General features: G+C 39.3%; 17 protein-coding genes, 1 other RNA gene and 1 other annotated feature. Of the genes, 15 read left to right on the forward strand and 3 right to left on the reverse strand.

Annotated elements, in window-relative coordinates; all coding sequences use genetic code 11:
• Nucleotides 1-630 precede the first annotated feature (630 nt).
• Entirely contained in the window at nucleotides 631-906 is a 276-nt protein-coding gene (locus ABES52_RS16090) for a group II intron maturase-specific domain-containing protein (RefSeq protein WP_429652379.1), read from the forward strand.
• A gap of 416 nt (nucleotides 907-1,322) precedes the next feature.
• Here ABES52_RS16090 and ABES52_RS16095 read toward each other — a convergent pair whose 3' ends face one another.
• Nucleotides 1,323-1,685, reverse strand: coding sequence for a TIGR04086 family membrane protein (locus ABES52_RS16095; RefSeq protein WP_429652380.1), 363 nt, complete (start codon nucleotides 1,683-1,685; stop codon nucleotides 1,323-1,325).
• Nucleotides 1,686-1,856: 171 nt separating this feature from the next.
• Between ABES52_RS16095 and ABES52_RS16100 the strand changes: the two genes are divergently transcribed.
• Nucleotides 1,857-3,146 carry an ArsB/NhaD family transporter gene (locus ABES52_RS16100; RefSeq protein ID WP_429652327.1) on the forward strand — a complete coding sequence of 430 codons (1,290 nt, stop codon included), beginning with the start codon at nucleotides 1,857-1,859 and terminating at the stop codon, nucleotides 3,144-3,146.
• Between the two features lie 62 nt (nucleotides 3,147-3,208).
• Nucleotides 3,209-3,862, forward strand: a complete 654-nt coding sequence (locus ABES52_RS16105) for a DUF421 domain-containing protein (RefSeq protein ID WP_429652329.1) — start codon at nucleotides 3,209-3,211, stop codon at nucleotides 3,860-3,862.
• 26 nt (nucleotides 3,863-3,888) lie between these two features.
• Here the strand turns inward: ABES52_RS16105 and spoVB are convergent, their stop codons facing one another.
• A complete protein-coding gene (spoVB, locus tag ABES52_RS16110) occupies nucleotides 3,889-5,433 on the reverse strand; it encodes a stage V sporulation protein B (protein WP_429652331.1) in 1,545 nt (514 codons plus the stop codon).
• 174 nt (nucleotides 5,434-5,607) lie between these two features.
• On the opposite strand from spoVB, the gene ABES52_RS16115 reads away from it, so the two are divergent.
• From ABES52_RS16115 to dtd, 7 genes are all read left to right on the forward strand, one after another.
• Complete coding sequence (locus ABES52_RS16115; RefSeq protein ID WP_429652333.1) at nucleotides 5,608-5,925, forward strand: post-transcriptional regulator; 318 nt, start codon at nucleotides 5,608-5,610, stop codon at nucleotides 5,923-5,925.
• An 82-nt stretch (nucleotides 5,926-6,007) separates the two neighbouring features.
• Nucleotides 6,008-8,275, forward strand: a complete 2,268-nt coding sequence (gene secDF / locus ABES52_RS16120) for a protein translocase subunit SecDF (RefSeq protein ID WP_429652335.1) — start codon at nucleotides 6,008-6,010, stop codon at nucleotides 8,273-8,275.
• A 283-nt stretch (nucleotides 8,276-8,558) separates the two neighbouring features.
• A complete protein-coding gene (locus ABES52_RS16125; protein ID WP_429652336.1) occupies nucleotides 8,559-9,455 on the forward strand; it encodes a cation diffusion facilitator family transporter in 897 nt (298 codons plus the stop codon).
• A 194-nt stretch (nucleotides 9,456-9,649) separates the two neighbouring features.
• Nucleotides 9,650-12,013: a single-stranded-DNA-specific exonuclease RecJ gene (gene recJ, locus ABES52_RS16130; RefSeq protein WP_429652338.1), complete on the forward strand. Its 2,364-nt coding sequence runs from the start codon at nucleotides 9,650-9,652 to the stop codon at nucleotides 12,011-12,013.
• Complete coding sequence (locus tag ABES52_RS16135; protein ID WP_429652340.1) at nucleotides 12,004-12,519, forward strand: adenine phosphoribosyltransferase; 516 nt, start codon at nucleotides 12,004-12,006, stop codon at nucleotides 12,517-12,519. Before recJ ends, ABES52_RS16135 begins: the two co-directional genes overlap by 10 nt.
• Before the next feature lie 163 nt (nucleotides 12,520-12,682).
• Nucleotides 12,683-14,878 (forward strand): RelA/SpoT family protein, encoded by a 2,196-nt coding sequence (locus tag ABES52_RS16140; protein ID WP_429652342.1) that lies wholly within the window; start codon nucleotides 12,683-12,685, stop codon nucleotides 14,876-14,878.
• Nucleotides 14,879-14,889: 11 nt separating this feature from the next.
• The gene (gene dtd, locus ABES52_RS16145; RefSeq protein ID WP_429652344.1) at nucleotides 14,890-15,330 is read left to right on the forward strand and encodes a D-aminoacyl-tRNA deacylase; all 441 of its coding nucleotides are present in this window, start codon (nucleotides 14,890-14,892) and stop codon (nucleotides 15,328-15,330) included.
• Between the two features lie 132 nt (nucleotides 15,331-15,462).
• Here dtd and ABES52_RS16150 read toward each other — a convergent pair whose 3' ends face one another.
• Nucleotides 15,463-17,220 carry an N-acetylmuramoyl-L-alanine amidase family protein gene (locus tag ABES52_RS16150; protein ID WP_429652346.1) on the reverse strand — a complete coding sequence of 586 codons (1,758 nt, stop codon included), beginning with the start codon at nucleotides 17,218-17,220 and terminating at the stop codon, nucleotides 15,463-15,465.
• 156 nt (nucleotides 17,221-17,376) lie between these two features.
• Here ABES52_RS16150 and ABES52_RS16155 point away from each other — a divergent pair, with 156 nt between their 5' ends.
• The 5 genes from ABES52_RS16155 to ABES52_RS16175 all read left to right on the forward strand — a co-directional run bounded on the left by ABES52_RS16155 (nucleotide 17,377) and on the right by ABES52_RS16175 (nucleotide 22,097).
• Nucleotides 17,377-17,553, forward strand: coding sequence for a hypothetical protein (locus tag ABES52_RS16155; protein WP_429652348.1), 177 nt, complete (start codon nucleotides 17,377-17,379; stop codon nucleotides 17,551-17,553).
• 57 nt (nucleotides 17,554-17,610) lie between these two features.
• Nucleotides 17,611-17,843 (forward strand) — a binding site (T-box leader).
• Nucleotides 17,844-17,903: 60 nt separating this feature from the next.
• Nucleotides 17,904-19,175: a histidine--tRNA ligase gene (hisS, locus tag ABES52_RS16160; protein WP_429652350.1), complete on the forward strand. Its 1,272-nt coding sequence runs from the start codon at nucleotides 17,904-17,906 to the stop codon at nucleotides 19,173-19,175.
• Nucleotides 19,176-19,189: 14 nt separating this feature from the next.
• Complete coding sequence (gene aspS / locus ABES52_RS16165) at nucleotides 19,190-20,965, forward strand: aspartate--tRNA ligase (protein ID WP_429652352.1); 1,776 nt, start codon at nucleotides 19,190-19,192, stop codon at nucleotides 20,963-20,965.
• A gap of 69 nt (nucleotides 20,966-21,034) precedes the next feature.
• Nucleotides 21,035-21,221, forward strand: a non-coding RNA gene (gene ssrS / locus ABES52_RS16170) — 6S RNA.
• Nucleotides 21,222-21,332: 111 nt separating this feature from the next.
• Nucleotides 21,333-22,097, forward strand: coding sequence for a tRNA threonylcarbamoyladenosine dehydratase (locus ABES52_RS16175; RefSeq protein WP_429652354.1), 765 nt, complete (start codon nucleotides 21,333-21,335; stop codon nucleotides 22,095-22,097).
• Nucleotides 22,098-22,382: the final 285 nt, after the last annotated feature.

Raw genomic sequence — 22,382 nt, forward strand, 5'->3', positions numbered from 1 at the left:
CTTTTTTTGCCATAGAAAAATCCCCTCCCAGGTAGACTATTAAGAACATCATATCATGCTCTCTTTTTTTAATGTCTACCTGTAGGGGATAATACCAGCTTTTAAAGAAAGCTAGTTCTCCTTTTTCATTGGGCGCGCGCCCAGCAAAGCTGTTATCTGCTAGTTGGTGCAAGACCAACCCGAGTAAGTGCCAAGACGCTCGGTAGCTGAAAGGCAACTGGAGGAGAAATCCAGGCCAGCGCCCTGTGACAAAGTAAATCTCTAGAAGAGTGCGAGCAAATCAGCAGACCGTAACATGAAGTGAATCCTGCCGCCTCGTCAAAAGAGACCTCCTTTGGAGGACAAAGGGAAGTCGAGCCTGGGCCAATAAGGCGAAGACCACGGAAGGTGTGAAGAACTTGGAAGTGCAGCACCGAAGAAGCGCTGGAGAGCATCAAAGTAATAAAAGCCATCATGAAGAAACTAGACCTTGAAATCAACACGGAGAAATCTAAACTCATTAATATCTGGGATGACACAAATGGATTTGACTTTCTAGGTCTACATCATCGGAAATTCCCTGTGATGATTAAGGGAGGCTCGAACGTTTATGTCATGTCTCACATTTCAAGTAAGAAAGCCATGAAGAAGATGAAAATGAAGATTAAGGAATATACGAATCCAAGGAACAAGCTATTTATAGACATCAAAGAACTGGTGAAAGGGCTCAATCGAATTTTACAAGGATTTAAGAATTACTACAGTATATCGCCCATCGCCAAGAAATGGCTAAATAAAGTGGATTGGTATGTATTAGAAAGGCTTACTCTGTTTTGGAATAAGAAGAAGAACAAAAGGAAGAAACATATGAGAATAAAGGAAGTTATGAAAGTAACGCAAGGTTTATTAGTCAAATTAGTGAGTTAGACAAGAACGAAAGCCAAAGGAAGAAGAACGTCGGAAAGCCGTATGAGGGAAAACCTCACGTACGGTTTGATGAGGGGAAGCTGAGAGTAAAAGAGACAGCATAAGCTGTCCCTTTGAAATCAGTTTTCTACTCTACTATGTTATATTTCATTGTTGATTTTTAGCAAGTTGTTCACACGGCGGCGACTTCAGCGAGAACAAGAAGCCGCAAGACCCTTACTTGAGCGTAGCGAGGGAAGCGGCTTGCGGCTTGCCCGCTGAAAGCATCCGCCACAAGCGAAATGTATAAATATCACAACAGTATCGTTTAACAGACAACCATACCAATAAAATTTGGCACATCGAAAAATAAAATAACAGCAAGAGTTATCCACAGTTATTTTAGGGTAGAGCCTTTCTTTTAGAGGTATCTTCTATTATGAGGCTTCTCTATGAGATCCCCCAATGAGATTAACACCAAGGATGCCACCCATCATGGCGACTAACACATAGCACGTATGATAGATCCATTGTTGAACTGTAAATAACGTATCGTGTCCTAAATATTGGTATAAGAAAATGATGAGTGTATATCCCCCGCCTGTCAATCCGCCAATAAGCCACCCTTTTTCTTTCGCTTTTCCTCCAGAAATAAACCCACCGATAAATAAGCCGATAAAAGAAACAATTGTAATGAACAATTGAAATGACTGTTCTTGTAGGGAGCTAAATCGGAGGACGATTGATAAAATCAAGCTTAATATCATCGCTATTACAAAAATCGTAACAAGGCCATAAATCACGGCACCACCATATTTTTTTGGTTTGATAAGAATTCCCTCCCCCTAAAAGTTATAAACAATTTCTCCTCTAGTACATGCATATGTTTGTCAAAGATAAATAGAATAGAAATTTTTTTTGTACAAGTTTCATACAATGATATGAACCCATCGGTAAGGGGGGAGTGTTACATGGTACCAATTGTTGTACTTTGTATTTTTATCATTAGTTATATTTTGTTAATTACGGAAACATGGGACCGGATGCTAGTTGCGGGCGCTGGAGGGGTCGCCATGCTGATTGTTGGTGCCTTTACCATCCATGATGCCCTATTTACGTATATAGATTGGAAAACGATTGCTTTGTTATTTGCCATGATGTTAATTGTATCGATTACGAGCCAAACTGGGTTTTTTGAATATATAGCTATTCGGTTAGCCCAAATGGTTCGTGGAGATGGTATTTTGCTTCTTATTCTCTTTTTTTTACTATCTGCTTTCGGTTCAGCTTTTTTGGCCAATGTAACGGTTGCAATGTTGATTGTACCGATTTTATTTACCTTAACACGGTTGTTACAATTGCCACCGACTCCTTATATGATTGCTACCATTTTAAGCTGTAATATTGGAGGAACAGCCACCCTTATTGGAGATCCCCCAAATATGATGATTGGGCAGACGGTCCAGCATTTAACGTTTAATGCGTTTTTGCAAAATTTACTCCCTGTCGTTCTTCTCATCATGTTCATCACAATTCTGTTGATTGCTGTTTTATATCGTGAACAACTGTATGTAAAAAGAGAGAAGCAGCTATTATTGGCTGGAATCCGTGCAGCTAACTATTTAAAAAAGGAGAAAGGACTTTATCCGTCCATAATTGTTCTTAGTATGGTCATGCTCGGATTTATGTTGTACCCTCTTCTCCATTTAGATGTAACCACCGTGGCCTTAGCGGGGGCAGTATTGTTATTATTATTGCTTCAACGCGTGTATCAACCGGAAGAAGTATTAAAACAAGTCGAATGGGGAACGATCTTTTTCTTTATCGGGCTCTTTTTAATCGTAGGTGGATTGGAAGAAGCGGGATTTATCGATGAATTAGCCCGAAGTATCATTCGGATAACCGAAGGGGACATGGTGAAGACGTCTTTATTTATTTTGTGGAGTACAGGGATATTATCGGCATTTATTGATAATATTCCGTTTGTCGCTGCTATGATTCCGGTGTTACAAGAATTTCAAGAAATCGGTATTATGCATATGGATCCTCTTTGGTGGTCGTTAGCCCTCGGTGCATGTTTAGGTGGTAATGGAACGTTACTCGGATCATCGTCTAATCTCGTCATAGCTGGTCTTGCTGCTAGAGAGCAAGCCCCGGTTTCTTTTCGAGAATATTTATGGATTGGGATGCCAATTATGTTTCTTTCCTTAATTATTTCCACCATCTATGTCTATGTTCGCTATCTTCTTCCTTTTATGTAACGCATGGATTTTACGTTCTCATCCATACTAAACATAAACAAATTGGAAGGAGTTTAACCAAGGTGGAAGAATTAAGCATAATCATCCTACGAACAGCTTTGTTATATGTTCTTATTTTAATTATTTTCCGAGTTATGGGGAAAAGAGAAATTGGCGAACTAAGTTTACTCGACTTAGTTGTTTTTATCATGATAGCTGAAATTGCGGTATTAGGTATTGAAGACCCGAAAGATCCGTTTATTCATACGGCAGGGCCCATGCTTTTATTAATGTTGATTCAACTTGTTAGCGCATGGCTTTCCTTGAAAAGTCAAAAAGTCCGTTCCTTTGTAGAAGGAAGACCGACGATCATTATCAATCAAGGGCGGATTGATGAAAAAGCGATGAAATCACAACGGTATAACTTTGATGACCTGTTGGTACAACTTCGTGAAAAAGATATCAATAATATTGCAGATGTAGAATATGCGATATTAGAACCTTCTGGAAGGCTATCCGTCTTTAAAAAAAGAAAAAATAGTATAAAAGAAAATTCCTTTACCCTTCCGCTTATTTTAGATGGGAAAATTCAACAAGAAAATTTATCGAAAATCAATCAAACCATTCATTGGTTAAAAGAGGAATTAAAGAAAAAGGGTTACGAAAACATTGAAGATATATCATTTTGTAGTTATCAAAATGGTGAATTTTACATTGATGAAAAAGACCCTCGTTAAATACGAGGGTCTTTTTCTATCCATTATTATTTTAACCAAGTGCGTAAAAACGGAATGCGTTGTAAGTCTTCTTTTCGTACCAAACGTAGAGCAAATAGCAAAAGGCAGTAAAAAATGGTGGTTAATGTTACGGAACTTAGGAGGTTTCCGATTAGGTTGACCATTGATAAGTGGTTAATGAGCCATTTTCCAACTACACTACTGGCCACAACAATCAAGATAAATTTTACATAATCAGAAACGACAATGGTCATAGGGACGACTTTTAACACCGTTACAAAATGTAACAAAGTTACAAGAACAAAGCCAGTAATAATACCAAGGGCTGCACCATGTATACCAAACATCGGTTGGGAAGCTAGAATGAAAATTGTACCAATCTTGACAATGGCCCCTATAAAGCTATTAATCATTCCTGCTTTTGCTAAGTTCAGGGCTTGTAAAACGGCTTGCAATGGCCCTTGATAATAATAAAAGATGAAGAACGGAGCCATAAGTTGTAGTAAGGCAACACCACTTGTAGAATTATACATCAATTTCATAATTGGTGTTGCAAACGTATACAAGACAACGACTGCTATCCCCCCTGTAAGAAGGGCAAATCGTAATGCTTGTTGAACACGATGCTCGACCGTTTGATAATGTTTTTGGGCGTACGCTTCGCTAATGGCCGGGACAAGACTCGTCGATAGTGAATACGTAATAAAAGAAGGTAGCATCAACAGCGGAAGAGCGTAACCTGTTAACACTCCGTATTGTTTGGTTGCTTCTGTAGCAAGTACACCAGCAATCGCTAGGCTATGAACGACAACAATTGGTTCGAAAAACCAAGAAATCGACCCAATAAGTCGGCTTCCTGTAGCTGGTAAAGCGATGCTCATTAGTTCAAAAAATGTATGTTTCCCTTTGAGAAAATATTGGAAAAATTGACGGCGTAACCGAAATTTTTTCCGAAGTTTAAACATCGCTACCAAATAGATAAGTGAAGCAAGTTCACCGATGATCGATGCGAGCATCGCTCCCGCCGCTGCGTATTCAATTCCAAGCGGTAAAAAGGCTTTCGTTAAAACAGCAATTAATGTAATACGAACAAGTTGTTCTAAAATTTGTGAAATAGCCGCAGGTTTCATGTTTTGACGGCCCTGAAAATAACCACGAATGACAGATGAGACAGCAATAATGGGAATGATTGGCGAGATGGCCGCTAAAGGGTAGTACGTCCGCGGATCTGTATAAAGTGTTTCGGCTAAAAATGGTGCTAGTAAGATGAGGCCTGGTGTAAATAAAAGCGACAGAGTTAACGTCGTTGCCAACGAGACGACTAAAATTTTTTTCACTTTGCGATAATCGTGTTGTGCAAGGGCTTCGGCGACAAATTTTGAGATGGCCACCGGAAGTCCTAACTGGGTAATCGTGATGACTAAAATAAGGGTTGGAAAGGTCATCATAAAGAGACCGACCCCTTCTTCACCGATAAATCGGGCCACTATTATTCGATTTATAAACCCTAAAATTCTAGTAATTAGACCTGCCGCCATAAGGATGATCGTACCTTTTAGGAATTTAGACATACGACTCCCTGCCTTCTCAAAAATGGAAAATTCATATACAATGATATATATGCATGAAGTAGGACAAAGAATGACAAGCGGCCTTATTTCTATATTGCACTATTTAGTGTACCGTCGTTTAAATGGAGTTTTCTTTATTTTCAAAAAATAATTTGTGAAGACAGGGGAGATGTTATGCAAGGTCATCCTTATGAGAAATATTTTGAACAGTTAAAGCCTGCACTTCTTAGTAAAGTCGAGGAGTTTGAAGTTCTTGGTTATGATGATGTAACGACCGATCAACTGTGGACGTATTTGTTAAGAAAAAAATGGAAAAATGTGAAGGAAGAAAAAAAATTATTTCAATTAGTGAATGATATATTGTCTATTAAACCGACCGAATACATGACGTTTGCCACCGTAGAAGCGTACCGATCTCCGAATTGGTTCGTCGATTTAGATGAAGAAGAGTTGCAAGAGTTGTTGCGCTCAAAGCCTAGGGGCAAAATTTGACAGCTTTCATTATCTACTCCATAATGTAAATGGAAAATTAGGCAGCTTGTTGTGGTACATAACTAAGGAGGAACTTAGCATAATGGTAAAACGAAGTCGCATTGTGGCGTTCTTTCTCATTCTTCTTTTATTAGCAAGCGGAATGGGAATGACAACGTCCAACATCTTGAACAATATGAAACTAGGCCTAGACTTGCAAGGTGGATTTGAAGTTCTTTACGAAGTCTACCCAATAAAAGAGGGGCAAAAAATTGATAAAGATACCATTACAAATACCATTCAAACGTTAGATAAACGGATTAATGTACTTGGTGTAAGCGAACCGATTATCGAACCAGAAGGTGATAATCGCATTCGAATCCAGCTTGCGGGTGTGGAAGATCAAAACGAAGCTAGAGAATTGTTAGCTACCCAAGCCAATTTAACGTTTCGTGATGTAAATGATAACTTGATGTTAGACGGTTCCGATTTAAAAGAAGGTGGAGCGAAACAATCGTTCACGGAAACCGGTTCACCTAACGTCGTTGTTCAATTAAAAGATGCTAATAAGTTTAAAGAAGTCACACAAAAAATTTCAAGCATGCCATATCCAGACAATCGTCTTGTTATTTGGATGGATTTTAAAGAAGGGGTTGACTCGTTCCGCGAAGAAGAAGGAAAAGCCAATCCGAAATTCGTTTCCGCACCGTTTGTTGAGCAAACGTTTAACACAACAGAAGTTACCATTCAAGGGAGTTTTACAGTAGAAGAAGCGCAAAACCTTGCAGCGATTTTAAATGCAGGTGCACTTCCTGTAGAACTAAAAGAAATTTACTCCACTTCCGTTGGTGCAAAATTTGGTGAAAAAGCGCTTGAGACAACGGTATTTGCCGGTATAATCGGTATTTTAGCAGTGTATTTATTTATGATTTTTTATTATCGTTTTCCTGGAATTATCGCTACAATCACATTGTCCATATACATTTATTTAATTTTGTTAATATTCGATTGGATGAATGCGGTGTTAACCCTTCCTGGAATTGCAGCTCTTATTTTAGGGGTCGGAATGGCTGTTGACGCCAACATCATTACGTATGAGCGAATTCGTGAAGAAATCAAAGTTGGAAAACCGATTCGTTCAGCATTTGAAGCTGGTAACAAACAGTCATTTATGACGATTTTGGATGCGAATGTGACCACCATTTTAGCTGGTATTGTTCTTTTCATTTATGGAACGAGCTCTGTTAAAGGGTTTGCGACGATGCTCATTGTCAGTATTTTAACAAGCTTTTTAACAGCTGTTTTCGGTTCACGTTTCTTATTAGGATTATGGGTAAAGAGCCGTTTCTTAAAGGACAAGCCACATTGGTTTGGCGTGAAACGCTCCGATATTCACGACTTAGCGGAGAACATGGATACACTTGATTTACCAACCAAATTTGACCGGTTCGACTTTGTGGCGAAGCGTAAAATGTTCTTTATTATTTCTTCCTTGCTCATTGCAGCAGGAATCGCTGTGATAGGAATTTTCCGTTTAAATTTAGGAATTGATTTTGCAAGCGGATCACGAGTCGAATTAACAAGTGATTCCCCATTAACGATGGAAGAAGTGTCAAAAGAACTAGAGGAGGTTGGTTTTGCCTCTGATAATATCATTTTATATGGAGACCAAAACGAAACCGCCGTCGTTCGTTACAAAACGATATTGCAAAAAGATGAAATAAGTAAAATAAAATCACATTTTAAGGACAAATACGGTATCGAACCAAATGTAAGTACCGTTTCTCCAATCGTTGGTAAAGAGTTAGCGAAAAACGCACTTAAAGCATTAGCCATCGCCTCCATTGGTATTATTCTCTATGTCACGCTTCGATTTGAGTGGTCGATGGCCTTAGCCGCTATTGTGGCGCTATTACACGATGCTTTCTTTATTATCGCATTCTTCAGCTTAACGCGTTTAGAGGTAGATGTCCCATTCATTGCTGCCGTGTTAACCATCGTCGGCTATTCCATTAACGATACGATCGTTACGTTTGACCGAATTCGCGAAAATATGCGTCGTAAAAAACGCTTTAAATCGAACGAGGATATTGCTGAAGTGGTGAATCGCAGCTTGCGACAAACGATGTCTCGTTCCATTAATACGGTGTTAACAGTTATCCTAACAGTAATTGCTTTACTGTTATTTGGAAGTAATTCAATTCAAAACTTCTCTATTGCATTACTCGTAGGTTTAATTTCAGGTACGTATTCGTCCCTATTTATTGCTGCCCAACTCTGGTATGTTTTAAAAAGTAAAGAACTAAAGAAAAAAGGGACAATTAAAACGTACAAAGAAAAGCGTACATGGACAGATGAACCACAAGTATAACAAAATCGGGGGATGGCCCCGATTTTATTTTTATCCCACCTTAACGGGCATTAAGATCCCACAATGAAACAAAAGAAGATTGGATGGGGATCAACTGCCCGTAAAGGTCAGATAAGTTGAACTAACCATCAGTGGGGGATTAAGCCCCCTACTGATAGGAGTTTTACTTTATGTGAGCGAAGAAGATTCCTATATTTATTTTCTTTGGAAAAGAACATAGGCATTTCTCGTCAAATCGGGTACACTACAGGTGAGGAAGAGGGAATGGAAAGGAGTCTAAAAAGTGTCAACAGAAGAGCGTTTTAAAAAAGCAGAGCAGGCAGCCATGATTGGCGTTATCGGCAATATCGTCCTAGCTGTGTTAAAATGGCTGGCTGGTTGGTACGGTAATAGTAAAGCATTGATGGCTGACGCGATCCATTCCGCTTCGGATGTAGCTGGTTCATTAGCTGTATGGATTGGACTAAAAGCAGCTAAGCAACCTCCTGATGAAGATCATCCATACGGACATGGAAAAGCAGAATCGATTGCGGCGATTATTGTAGCCGTTCTATTATTCCTTGTCGGTATCGAAATTGGTATTTCGTCCATTGAATTGTTTTTTCACCCGTTGGAAGCGCCGACAACTATTGCCATCGTCGTCGTTATAGTTTCCATTTTAGTCAAAGAAGGAATGTTTCAATATAAATATCGTTTAGGAAAAATGCTTAATAGTGATGCGTTAATTGTGAACGCATACGAACATCGTTCTGACGTGCTATCTTCGTTAGCTGCCTTGATTGGTATTTCCTTATCCATGCTAGGGGGATACTTTCATATCGAATGGCTTGTATATGCGGATCCGGTAGCAGGAGTTGTTGTAGCTATTTTTATTATGAAAATGGCGTGGAAGCTTGGATACGATTCCATTCATAACACGATGGATCACGTCCTTCATGAAGAAGAAGCAATGGAGTTGCGAAAAATTGCTGCATCCGTTCCTGAAGTGAAAAAAGTGGATGAACTGCATGCTCGTGAACATGGTCACTATGTCATTATTGATTTGAAAATATCGGTTGATCCAAATATGACCGTAGAAGAAGGGCATCGCGTTGGGAAGAAAGTTAAAAAGGAATTGCTAAAAGTCCCTCATGTCTATGATGTCTTAGTACATATTAACCCGTTTAATCCTGATGACTAAGAGGGATGCTAATAGGTAAATCGTTCATTATTGAGAAAGCGTAGTCGATGAACACTACGCTTTTTTTCGTACTTTCAGAAAGAAGATAGTTCCTAGCATGTTAAACAAACGATGGCTTAATAGTTGAACGTACGACATTTCATTGAAACAACGTAATCACTCCTGTATAATAAGATAGGCTGAGGGGTGAACGTATGTTAAAGTCAAAAACCCGTTGGATTGTTCGGCATTCTAACGAAAGTACTGCCAAAAAATTGGCGAACGAATTAAATATATCGGAAATATTAGCATCCTTACTTTTGAATAGAGGAATTACCGACCGTGACGAAGCACGGCGCTTTTTATTTGACGAAGGGGAGTCCTTTCACGACCCTTTTTTGTTCCCCGATATGAAAAAAGCTGTTGAACGTATTCAACAAGCTATACATCTGCAAGAAAAAATACTCGTTTATGGGGACTATGATGCGGATGGTGTCAGTAGTACGGTCATAATGATGACGGTTTTACAGGATTTAGGTGCCAATGTGGAATATTATATTCCCGACCGATTCAGTGAGGGATACGGTCCAAATGAACAAGCTTTTCGTCTGGCCGCTGAACAAGGTGTTAAATTAATTATTACCGTAGACACCGGCATTGCAGCTGTTAACGAAATTCGGCTAGCTAATGAGCTTGGAATGGATGTGATCTTAACGGATCATCACGAACCGGGGCCTGTTCTTCCAGATGCTTTGGCTATCATCCACCCAAAAATTCCTAACTGCCCGTACCCCTTTTCCGATTTGGCTGGTGTAGGAGTTGCTTTTAAATTAGCACATGCGTTGTATGGAGAAGTTCCTACACACTTACTTGACATTGCTGTCATCGGGACGATTGCTGATTTAGTTCCCTTACATGGAGAAAATCGTTCCATTGCCAAAGAAGGAATTAAGCGTCTGAAGCTATCGACTCGCCCTGGTATACAAGCATTATTGAAAGTGGCTAAAGTCAATCAATCGTCTTTGGATGAAGAAACGATCGGTTTCGTCATTGGTCCTCGTATTAATGCGGCAGGTCGTCTCGATCATGCCAATATTGCTGTCGAACTTTTATTATGTACTGATGATAATATCGCATATGAACAGGCTAAAGTAATCGATGAATTAAATAAAGAACGTCAAGGTATTGTCAATGAAATAACAAAGGAAGCAGTTCAAATGGTGGAAGAAATGTTTCCACCAGAAGAAAACGATGTGTTAGTGATCGGAAAAGAAAATTGGAATGCGGGAGTTATTGGTATTGTTGCTTCTCGATTAGTAGAAAAATTTTATCGCCCAGTCATTGTCCTCAGCTACGATCGGGAAACAGGCTTAGCGAAGGGATCGGCCCGAAGTATTATCGGTTTTGATTTGTTTCAAAACTTGTCTGCCTGTCGAGATCTTCTCCCTCATTTCGGGGGACACCCGATGGCAGCTGGAATGACTTTGGCGATTGAAGATGTGGACAAGCTTCGAATGCGTTTAAATGAGTTGGCGAAAGAACAGTTGACAGAAAAAGACTTTATCCCATTAACGGAGGTTGACGCTGAAATTCGTTTAGATTCCGTTTCCCTCCAAACGATTGAAGAGCTCTTATTACTAGCCCCATTTGGTATCGAAAACCCGAAGCCGAAAGTTTTAATTAAAGATGTTTCACTTGATACGATCCGAAAAATTGGGGCCGATCAATCCCATTTAAAAGTCGTTCTTTCTTATAATCAACATACATTAGATGGTGTTGGTTTTGGTTTTGGCGAATTGGCGGATCATATATCACCGTTAGCAAAAGTTTCTGTCATCGGGGAATTGTCCATTAACGAATGGAATCAAATTCGGAAACCACAAATGATGTTGCATGATTTATGCGTCAACGAGTGGCAATTGTTTGATGTCCGTGGAATCAACATGGATCAATGGAAACCAAAAATACCAGCCGATGAACATGTAGTTATCCTATTTCGTGAAGAATCGTCGACTTTTACTTCCAAATACTCAGACCTCAATATAAAGGTAATCTTAACAGAAGAAGATGCGAAGAGGATGAACATTACAGGAAAAGCTGTAGTTTTATTCGACTTACCGACGTCTCCTACCGTGTTAGAGGCTTTACTTCAGGGGAAATCCCCTCATCGGATATACGCCCATTTTTTCCAAAAAGATTCCCAATATTTTCGAACTATACCTACACGAGAGCATTTTAAGTGGTATTATGCGTTTTTAGCGAAAAAAGGTGGGTTCGACTTAAAAAGGTATGGAGATGAATTAGCCAAATATCGTGGTTGGTCAAAAGAAACAATTGATTTCATGTCACAGGTGTTTTTTGAACTCGATTTTGTTACAATAAAGGATGGATTTATTTCATTAAATCCTATTAAAGTAAAAAGGGATTTATCAGAATCTAAAACGTATCAACAATTGCTAACAATGTTTCAATTAGAACAAGATTTACTTTATTCATCTTACCGAGATTTGAAGCGATGGTTTGACAAACGTATTGAATCGTCGGTGAAAAATGAGGAGGAAATCGAAGCATGGATTTAAAGCAATATGTAACCATTGTACCTGATTGGCCAAAGCCAGGAATAAAATTTAAAGATATTACTACATTAATGGATAAAGGCGATGCCTTTAAATATGCGACAGATCAAATCGTAGAATACGCCCGCGAAAAACAAGTTGATATTGTTGTAGGACCAGAAGCACGTGGGTTTATTATTGGCTGCCCAGTAGCGTATGCATTAGGAGTCGGCTTTGCCCCTGTCCGCAAAGAAGGGAAATTACCGCGTGAAACCATTAAAGTTGATTATGGTCTTGAATACGGAAAAGACGTACTTACAATTCATAAAGATGCGATTAAACCTGGCCAACGTGTATTAATTACTGACGACTTATTAGCAACTGGGGGAACGATTGAAGCAACGATTAAACTAGTCGAACAGCTAGGTGGAATTGTTGCTGGAATCGCCTTTTTAATTGAATTAAAATATTTAGAAGGACGCAAAAAATTAGAAGGATACGATATTCTTACTTTAATGCAATACGATTAAAGAAATATCGGGGGTGAGTCCCCCGATATTTCTTTAATTTCACTAGAAATTTATAAGACAAAAGGCTTAACCACTTTACATCTTCCTATTTTTTTTCGATAATAGTAACAATCATAATATTTTCGAGAGATTAGGTTGGATACCATTCAAAAAAGGTGATTACATGGCGAACGATCAAGTTTTAACCGCCGAACAGGTCATAAATCGAACAAAGGAATATTTGAATGATGAACATGTGCAAATGGTAAAAAAAGCATATCAATTTGCATATGAGGCTCATAAAGATCAATACCGAAAATCTGGAGAACCTTACATTATTCATCCTGTTCAAGTAGCAGGAATATTGGCTGATTTACAAATGGATCCAGCGACTGTCGCAGCTGGTTTCTTGCACGATGTAGTCGAAGATACAGACGTCACATTAGAACAGCTGAAGGAAGAATTTAACGAAGAAGTAGCGATGCTTGTTGATGGGGTAACGAAGCTTGGAAAAATAAAATATAAATCCCATGAAGAACAACAGGCAGAAAACCATCGGAAAATGTTTGTCGCCATGGCTCAAGATATTCGAGTCATTTTAATTAAGCTAGCCGATCGCCTTCATAATATGCGAACGTTAAAACATTTACCGAACGAAAAACAGCGGAGAATTTCGAACGAAACGTTAGAAATTTTTGCTCCGCTCGCTCATCGTCTAGGAATCTCAAAAATAAAGTGGGAATTAGAAGATACATCGCTTCGTTATTTAAATCCGCAACAATATTATCGTATTGTTAATTTAATGAAGAAAAAACGTGCGGAACGAGAGCAATATTTAGAAGAAGTCATAGCCGAAATGCGTCAACGACTAAACGAAGTGTCCATCAAAGCAGAAATTTCAGGTCGACCGAAGCACATTTATAGCATTTATCGGAAAATGGCTCTTCAAAATAAACAATTTAACGAAATTTATGATTTATTAGCGGTACGTATTATCGTGGATAGTATAAAAGACTGCTATGCTGTCCTCGGCATAATTCACACGTGTTGGAAACCGATGCCAGGTCGCTTTAAAGATTATATTGCTATGCCGAAGCCTAATATGTATCAATCGCTTCATACGACGGTTATCGGACCAAAAGGGGAACCATTAGAAGTTCAAATTCGAACTTTTGACATGCACCGTGTAGCTGAGTACGGGGTGGCTGCCCACTGGGCGTATAAAGAAGGAAAACGAGTCGATGACCGAGCTTCGTTTGAGAAAAAATTGACGTGGTTCCGCGAAATTTTAGAGTTCCAAAATGAAACTGCTAATGCAGAAGAATTTATGGAGTCGTTAAAAATTGACTTGTTCTCCGACATGGTGTTTGTGTTTACGCCAAAAGGAGATGTGATTGAACTTCCTTCAGGGTCGGTTCCCATTGATTTTGCTTATCGGATTCATTCAGAAATCGGGAATAAAACAATTGGTGCGAAAGTAAATGGAAAGATGGTTCCTCTTGATTATCGATTAAAAACAGGGGATATCGTCGAAATTTTAACTTCCAAACACTCGTATGGGCCTAGTCAAGACTGGTTGAAGCTTGCGCAAACATCGCAGGCGAAAAATAAAATTAAGCAGTTTTTCAAGAAACAACGAAAAGAAGAAAACATTGAAAAAGGTCGCGAGTTAGTGGAAAAAGAAATCCGAAATATGGATTTTGATGTGAAAGATGTCCTCACTCAAGAGAATGTCAAACGAGTGGCTGAAAAATTTAATTTCTCAAATGAAGAGGATATGTACGCAGCCGTCGGTTATAACGGGATTACTGCTGCCCAAATTGCTAATCGTTTGACGGAGAAATTACGGAAGAAAAAAGAACAAGAAGAAGTTTCTCTAACAGATAAAGTGACTGAATTAAAAACGTTCCCTTCTTCCTCAAAAAAGAGAGATACAGGGGTTCGAGTAAAAGGGATCGATAATTTATTAATCCGATTATCGAGATGTTGTAATCCAGTACCAGGAGATGAAATTGTCGGATTCATTACAAAAGGTCGGGGAGTATCGGTTCACAGGACCGATTGTCCCAACATGTTAACGGAAGTCGCTCAACAACGGTTAATACCAGTCGAATGGGAAACCGGTGCCGCAAACCGGAAAGAATACAATGTGGATATTGAAATTTCTGGTTTCGATCGACGCGGATTGCTAAACGAAGTATTGCAAGCCGTCAACGAAACAAAAACGAATATTTCTGCTGTTACAGGTCGCTCGGATCGCAATAAAATGGCAACAATTATTATGACTATTGCCATTCATAACGTGAGCCATTTGCATAAAGTTGTGGAGCGAATTAAACAAATTCCTGATATTTATGCGGTAAGAAGAATTATGAATTAAGGAGTCGAACAATGAGAGTAGTTTTGCAACGGAGTAAAGAAGCACATGTAAAAGTAGACGGAGAAATTGTTGGACAAATCAAATGTGGTTTTGTGCTCCTTGTTGGCATCACACATGACGATACGGAAGAAGATGCGAAATATTTAGCCGAAAAAATCGTTCATCTTCGCGTATTTGAAGATGAAAATAGGAAATTAAATAAGTCGCTACTTGATGTTGGTGGACAAATCTTGTCTGTTTCTCAATTTACGTTGTATGGGGATTGCCGAAAAGGGCGACGACCGAATTTTATGGAAGCCGCTAAGCCGGATGTAGCGAAACCTTTATATGAACGGTTTAACGACATGCTAAAAGAGTTAGGGGTTCATGTAGAAACAGGCGTGTTCGGGGCGATGATGGAAGTTCAATTAACCAATGATGGTCCGGTGACACTTATTTTAGAAAGTCGCTAAGAGATTGAGCAAAATCTGCATGATATAGAATTTACTTATTAATAGGCGATATCTATAATAGCCGAAGTTATTGTAAATGAGAAAGGGACAGACCTTCTTGCTTTCAAAAAGCAAAGGATCTGTCCCTTTTCTTTATTGAAAATAGTTCACTAATCCCTCATAAATCGCAGAGGTAACTTGATCTTGATACCAAGAAGCTCTTACTGTTAATTCCTCTGTTGGATTACTTATATAGCCTAATTCTAACAAAGCACCCGGCTTTTTATTTTCACGTATAACGTGATAGTTTCCTTTTTTTACACCACGGTCCTTTAAGTGGACATAGGATGCAATTTTCGAATGAATCGATTGAGCTAATCGTTTCTGATAGGAATGATAATAATACGTTGTAAAGCCACCAACACTTAAGTTATTAATACTATCATAATGAATGCTTATAAATGCGTCTGCATCATTCAGATGGGACGTAGCTACCCGAGAGTTTAATGAGATGTACGAATCATTTTTACGTGTTAAGATAACAGTTGCTCCGGATAGTTTTAATTTTTCGTACAGTAGTTCTGCCGTTTGAAGGGTTAATGTTTTTTCAAGCGTTCCATTAAACCCAACTGCTCCACTATCTCGCCCTCCATGACCAGGATCGATGACAATCGTCTGATTCTGAAGAGGATTTCTCTTAGTCGCTGGATTTGAAGTGGTGTTTTCTTTCCCTTCAGTACTTACAATCCAACCTGCGATATATGCTTTTGTTCCGTCAGGTAGTAGAATGTGAAACCAATCCCCTACTTGTTGAATAATTGGGAACGTTTCACCAGCATTGGCCCTAGCTACGACAGGAGATTGGACCGTTGCCTCTTTTCGAATGTTCGTGCCGTTATACAATATTTTAACCGTTCCTTCCGTTGAAATCCCCGCTTTATCTTTTTCCATAGATGTTTGGACAAACCAACCAGCAACCCATCCAAATTGGTTTGGTTGAAACTCAATTTTATACCACTGATTTTTCTCATCTAGGATTGAAAACGTTTGTCCTTTTTTTACTGAACCGATAATTTTTCCATTTAAAGATCCTTCGGTTCGGACATTTAAAGACGTAGCGGTAATCGTCCCTTTTAATTTTGAGTGAGTAGAAGGTGGAGCAGATGACGTTGAGTTCTGCTCATTTTCGTTAGAATTTTTTTGAGCACCTTTACTTAATTCCACATATGTACCACTTACCCATGCGGTTTTCTTGCCGAATAAAATTTCATACCAACCGCTCTGTTCATTGACAATGGTTACTTTATCCCCTTTATTGGCTTGACCGATGACGGAATAGGTTGGTGCTGGACCAGATCGAATATTTAACCGATTAACTGTGATGATTCCTTCTCTTTTCGTTTGTGTGTTTGATTGATCATCATTTTTTGTAGTTGTTGCTGTTGCTAGTTTTAAGTAATCACTATGAATCCAGCCTTCCATCGATTGATAGCGAACTTGGTACCAGCCATTGGACTGGGATAAAATGGTAACAACATTCCCTTTATATAAATGACCGACAATGGCATGGTTCGTACTAGGTCCACTACGAATACGCAATCCATTAACAGTAACTGACCCTTTAGACGATGGATTGGATGACGTCTGGTTTAATTTCACAAGCCAGCCTGCTACCCATCCTCTTTTATTTTTTGCCCATTCAATTTCGTACCAATCTCCTTGCTTTTGAAGAACAGAGTAGGTTTCATTTTTGCTCACTTGGGAAATAACAGGGTAAGCAAGACCGGGGCCTTGCCGGACGTTGAGCAGGTTTACGTTAATGGTGATTTGTTGGTTTGCTTCAACGTGCCTGAATGAAAACGTGGGAAAAATGAGTACAAGGATGATAATTAGTTTCACAAATTGTTGCATCAATACACCGCCTTTCTAAGTTTCCCTCTTTATTGTAATAGGAAAATATATAATGTACATCCATTTTTTGCTTTGTAATACTTCTTGAAAAAATAAAAAACTCCTTTTTTGGAAAGAGTAATAAAAAGAGTTTATTTAAGAAGGAGAGGACAGCCAATGCGGACAAGCGGTAAAAGTCAAAACACTTTAAATGGGCAAAATCAATTGTTTGGTCTTGATTTCCACCATTTTATTGAAAAAGAAAAACAGTCTACCATCTGGGAACTAGCCTCTGAGTTTGGATTATCATTTCGCGAAGTTAAGTCGTTAAAACGAAAAATCGGTCGGTCGTAACGAAAAATAACTTGACAATCTGAAGTAGCGTCCGTATCATAAAATAAACAAAAACGGCTAAAACCAATGATGGAGAAAAGTAGTTAAGATGCAGTTGTGCAGAGAGGAAATGCCATAGGCTGAAAGCATTTCTACAAACGGTCTTAACGAAAGAACACTCCGTAGGTTTCTCTCTGAACGTGTTTTATACATTATTAGGAGAGAACGTAAACAGGCGTTAACTGTTCGAGTGGAAGTAACTTATACTTCAACTAGGGTGGCACCACGGGAAATTCTCTCTCGTCCCTTGTTTACACAAGGGGTGGGAGTTTTTTTATTTTAGCGAATTTTGTATCAAAGGAGGATGAACGATGTCCATTCAAATTCCACGTGGAACGCAAGATATTTTGCCAGGACAAGTCGAAAAATGGCAGTATATCGAACAAAAAGCACGTGCATTATGTAACAACTATCAATACAAAGAAATTCGAACACCGATTTTTGAACAAACGGAGTTATTTCTTCGTGGAGTGGGTGATACGACTGATATCGTCCAAAAGGAAATGTATACGTTTGAAGATCGAGGAGGACGTTCATTAACGTTACGACCAGAAGGAACAGCAGCTGTTGTTCGTTCGTACATAGAAAATAAAATGTATGGCGATCCGAACCAGCCTATCAAACTTTTTTATATGGGCCCAATGTTTCGCTATGAGCGGCCACAAGCTGGGCGATATCGCCAATTCGTTCAATTTGGGGTTGAAGCATTAGGAAGTCAAGATCCAGCCATTGATGCGGAAGTCATTTCTTTAGCGATGAAGCTATATGAGTCACTTGGATTAAAAAATATTCAATTAGTAATTAATAGCTTGGGAGACAAAGAAAGCCGTTTAGCTCATAGAGAAGCGTTAATTAATCATTTTCAGCCTCGAATCGGTGAATTTTGTTCCGATTGCCAAAAGCGTTTAGAAAAAAATCCTTTGCGAATTTTGGACTGTAAAAAGGACCGTGATCACGAACTCATGGCAACGGCTCCATCGATTTTAGACTACTTAAACGAAGAATCGAAACGATACTTTGATAAAGTGCAAGAGTACTTAACTTTGCTGAATATTCCGTTTACAGTCGACTCAACACTCGTACGTGGATTAGATTATTACAATCATACTGCGTTTGAAATTATGAGTAACGCCGAAGGATTCGGTGCGATTACCACTTTATGTGGTGGCGGTCGCTATAATGGGCTAGTCGAAGAAATTGGAGGACCGGAAACTCCAGGCATCGGTTTTGCACTCAGTATTGAACGTCTTCTCGCAGCTTTAGAGGCCGAAGGGATTGAGCTACCGGTAGAGGAAACCATCGATTGCTATATCGTTACGTTAGGTGATAAAGCAAAAGATTATGCCGTAAAACTGTTATCTGATTTACGCGCAGAAGGAATAAGTGCTGAAAAGGATTACATGGATCGTAAAATGAAAGCGCAATTTAAAGCCGCTGACCGGATGAAAGCCCAATTTGTTGCTATTCTGGGAGAAGATGAACTAGAAAAAGAAGTGATTAACGTGAAACAGATGGCTACAGGTGAACAAGAAGAAGTGTCATTATCACAATTAATCCCATATATCAAACAACGAACGTCATAATGGAGGGAAAAAATATGTTTGGCAGATCGTATTATTGTGGAGAGGTAACTGAACTGCATATTGGTGAAAAAGTGACGTTAAAAGGTTGGGTACAAAAGCGCCGCGACTTAGGTGGACTTATTTTTATCGATCTTCGCGACCGTACTGGTATTGTTCAAATCGTCTTTAATCCCGAAGTGTCCAAAGAGGCGTTAGCCATTGCAGAAAAAGTGCGGAATGAGTATGTGTTAGACGTTCACGGAACGGTTGTTGCGCGTGAAGAAGGTGCTGTGAACAAGAACTTAAAAACTGGTAGAATCGAAGTTCAAGTTGAAAGTGTGACAATTATTAATGAAGCGAAAAACCCGCCGTTTGTCATTGGTGACCAAACGGATGTGGCTGAAGAAATTCGTTTAAAATATCGTTATTTAGATTTACGCCGTCCGGTTATGTTTGAGACATTAAAACTTCGCCATGACGTAACGAAATCGATTCGTCATTTCCTTGACAATGAAGGGTTTATTGATGTGGAAACCCCTTACTTAAATCGTAGTACGCCAGAAGGGGCTCGTGACTATTTAGTACCATCTCGTGTGCATCCGGGAGAGTTTTATGCACTGCCACAATCTCCGCAAATTTTTAAGCAGTTGTTGATGGTCGCAGGTGTTGATCGATATTATCAAATTGCCCGCTGTTTTCGTGACGAAGACTTACGGGCTGACAGACAACCAGAGTTTACCCAAGTAGATATTGAAATGAGCTTTATGAGCCAAGATGATATCATTTCGTTAATCGAACGAATGATGCAAAAAGTCATGAAAGAAGTTAAAGGAATGGATGTGTCTATACCATTTAAACGTATGTCCTATAATGAAGCAATGAGCCGTTACGGTTCTGATAAGCCGGATACTCGTTTTGATATGGAATTAGTCGATGTGTCCGAAGTCGTTCAACATTCTTCATTTAAAGTGTTTACGAGTACGGTTGCAAACGGTGGACAAGTAAAAGGATTGAACGTAAAAAGGGCAGCGAACCAGTACTCACGTAAAGATATTGACGCTTTAACGGAATTTGTGGCTCGTTACGGAGCAAAAGGTTTAGCGTGGTTAAAAGTAGAAGAAGAAGGGCTAAAAGGTCCGATTGCAAAATTCTTTAGCGAAGAAGAACAACAAGGGCTATTGCAATCGTTTGAAGCGGAAGTAGGAGACCTATTACTTTTTGTTGCTGATAAAAAAGCTGTCGTGGCTGATGCGTTAGGTGCGCTTCGTTTGAAGCTTGGAAAAGACTTAGGGCTTATTGATGAAAGCCGCTTCAATTTCTTATGGATTACCGACTGGCCGCTTCTTGAATACGATGAAGAGGACAAGCGGTATTACGCGGCTCACCATCCGTTTACGATGCCTGTTCGTGAAGATATTGAACTGTTCGACAGCGATCCTGGCCGCGTTCGAGCTCAAGCGTATGACCTTGTATTAAATGGATATGAATTAGGTGGCGGCTCACTACGTATATTTGAGCGCGATGTTCAAGAAAAAATGTTCCAAGTACTAGGCTTTAGCGAAGAAGAAGCAAAAGAGCAATTTGGTTTCTTATTGGAAGCGTTCGAGTACGGAACACCGCCACACGGAGGAATCGCGTTAGGTTTAGACCGTTTAGTCATGCTTTTAGCCGGTCGTAGTAACTTACGGGATACGATTGCCTTTCCAAAAACAGCAAGTGCTAGCTGCTTAATGACTGATGCACCAGGCAAAGTAAGCAAAGAACAACTTGATGAATTACACTTGTCGATTCAAGTAAAAGAAGAGGAATAAGGTACTGGAATTTCCGCTTGCTTCTCTTGAATGATGAACTATTCTATGATATGATGTAATCAACCTAGATGAGTCCTGATGTGTACGTTAGGAAGCCTGAACGTTTTGACCGAACAAATAGAACTACGGGAGCTCGGAGTTTTTAAGTAGCGTACATGCCTCTATACGCGAGGACGTATTAAACTTAAAACAGAGCACCCACCTGCTGAGAGCGGGTTCAAAACGTAGGATCACCAACGGCACGATTGGGGCTCATCTTTTTTATGCGCAAATTTCGATGATTCCTATTGTTATATTGCTTTTACATACCGATTTATTATATTCTTATTCAAGGTAAAGTAAATCTTATTAGTTGGAGTTGAGTTTTATGCTTCATCAGTTTTCACGCAATGAGCTTGCCATAGGTAAAGAAGGATTGGATGTGTTAAAAAACAGCACCGTTGCCATCCTCGGAATTGGCGGGGTTGGCTCGTTTGCAGTTGAAGCGCTAGCCCGCTCAGGGGTCGGTCGATTAGTATTAGTCGATAAAGACGATGTGGACATCACAAATATTAACCGCCAAATTCACGCCTTATTATCGACTGTCGGTAAGCCAAAAGTCGATTTAATGAAAGAGCGAATTAAAGATATTAATCCGGAATGTGAAGTCATTGCGTTAAAAATGTTCTATACAGAAGAAACGTATGAGCAATTTTTTAGTTATGACTTAGATTTTGTCATAGATGCTTCGGACACGATTTCTTATAAAATTCATTTAATGAAAGAATGTTTAAAGCGAAACATTCCAATCATTTCGAGTATGGGTGCTGCCAATAAAATGGACCCAACTCGTTTCCGAATTGCTGACATTTCTAAAACGCATACAGATCCGATCGCGAAAGTCATTCGTACCCGGTTGCGGAAAGAAGGAATTCATAAAGGGATTCCAGTAGTATTCTCTGATGAAAGCCCGATTGTCATCCGGGAAGATGTTCGAAAAACTGTAGGTAACGACGAGGCGAAAATCCGTAAAGCTAAAATGCCACCATCCTCAAACGCCTTTGTTCCGTCCGTAGCTGGTTTAATTATGGCAAGTTATGTTGTTAACCAATTATTAAAAGATGTACCTATTCGTCGCGTCAAAGATGAGTAAAAAACGCCTGTTAAAGGCGTTTTTTACTTTATGGTAGTTTTGGAGAATAGGAAGCAAATGTGTAAGGTTGTTGAGCCCTTTGTTAGATGAATCGAAAACAGGAAGCGGACATATTGTCTAGTAGTGCATATATACTTTTCTGGTATGGGGACAAAATTTTTTCATTTTACCTTTTTGAAAACTTTTCTCTTCATCCTACAAGACAGATTCCTCTTTTACTAGCCCATCCGGGATTAATTAAGACCATTTCCCTCTTGATGTGAACAGTTCCCTTTATATTTCGGA

This window comes from Aeribacillus pallidus (genome assembly GCF_050478865.1).
GTDB lineage: Bacteria > Bacillota > Bacilli > Bacillales > JACDOC01 > JACDOC01.

Bases quoted from the DNA above. Each gene is read 5' to 3' on its own strand.
- ABES52_RS16090 (WP_429652379.1), top strand. From the start codon at position 631: ATGAAAATGAAGATTAAGGAATATACGAATCCAAGGAACAAGCTATTT.
- ABES52_RS16100 (WP_429652327.1), top strand. From the start codon at position 1,857: ATGGTACCAATTGTTGTACTTTGTATTTTTATCATTAGTTATATTTTG.
- spoVB (WP_429652331.1), bottom strand. From the start codon at position 5,433: ATGTCTAAATTCCTAAAAGGTACGATCATCCTTATGGCGGCAGGTCTA.
- ABES52_RS16115 (WP_429652333.1), top strand. From the start codon at position 5,608: ATGCAAGGTCATCCTTATGAGAAATATTTTGAACAGTTAAAGCCTGCA.
- secDF (WP_429652335.1), top strand. From the start codon at position 6,008: ATGGTAAAACGAAGTCGCATTGTGGCGTTCTTTCTCATTCTTCTTTTA.
- recJ (WP_429652338.1), top strand. From the start codon at position 9,650: ATGTTAAAGTCAAAAACCCGTTGGATTGTTCGGCATTCTAACGAAAGT.
- ABES52_RS16135 (WP_429652340.1), top strand. From the start codon at position 12,004: ATGGATTTAAAGCAATATGTAACCATTGTACCTGATTGGCCAAAGCCA.
- ABES52_RS16140 (WP_429652342.1), top strand. From the start codon at position 12,683: ATGGCGAACGATCAAGTTTTAACCGCCGAACAGGTCATAAATCGAACA.
- dtd (WP_429652344.1), top strand. From the start codon at position 14,890: ATGAGAGTAGTTTTGCAACGGAGTAAAGAAGCACATGTAAAAGTAGAC.
- ABES52_RS16150 (WP_429652346.1), bottom strand. From the start codon at position 17,220: ATGCAACAATTTGTGAAACTAATTATCATCCTTGTACTCATTTTTCCC.
- ABES52_RS16155 (WP_429652348.1), top strand. From the start codon at position 17,377: ATGCGGACAAGCGGTAAAAGTCAAAACACTTTAAATGGGCAAAATCAA.
- hisS (WP_429652350.1), top strand. From the start codon at position 17,904: ATGTCCATTCAAATTCCACGTGGAACGCAAGATATTTTGCCAGGACAA.
- aspS (WP_429652352.1), top strand. From the start codon at position 19,190: ATGTTTGGCAGATCGTATTATTGTGGAGAGGTAACTGAACTGCATATT.
- ABES52_RS16175 (WP_429652354.1), top strand. From the start codon at position 21,333: ATGCTTCATCAGTTTTCACGCAATGAGCTTGCCATAGGTAAAGAAGGA.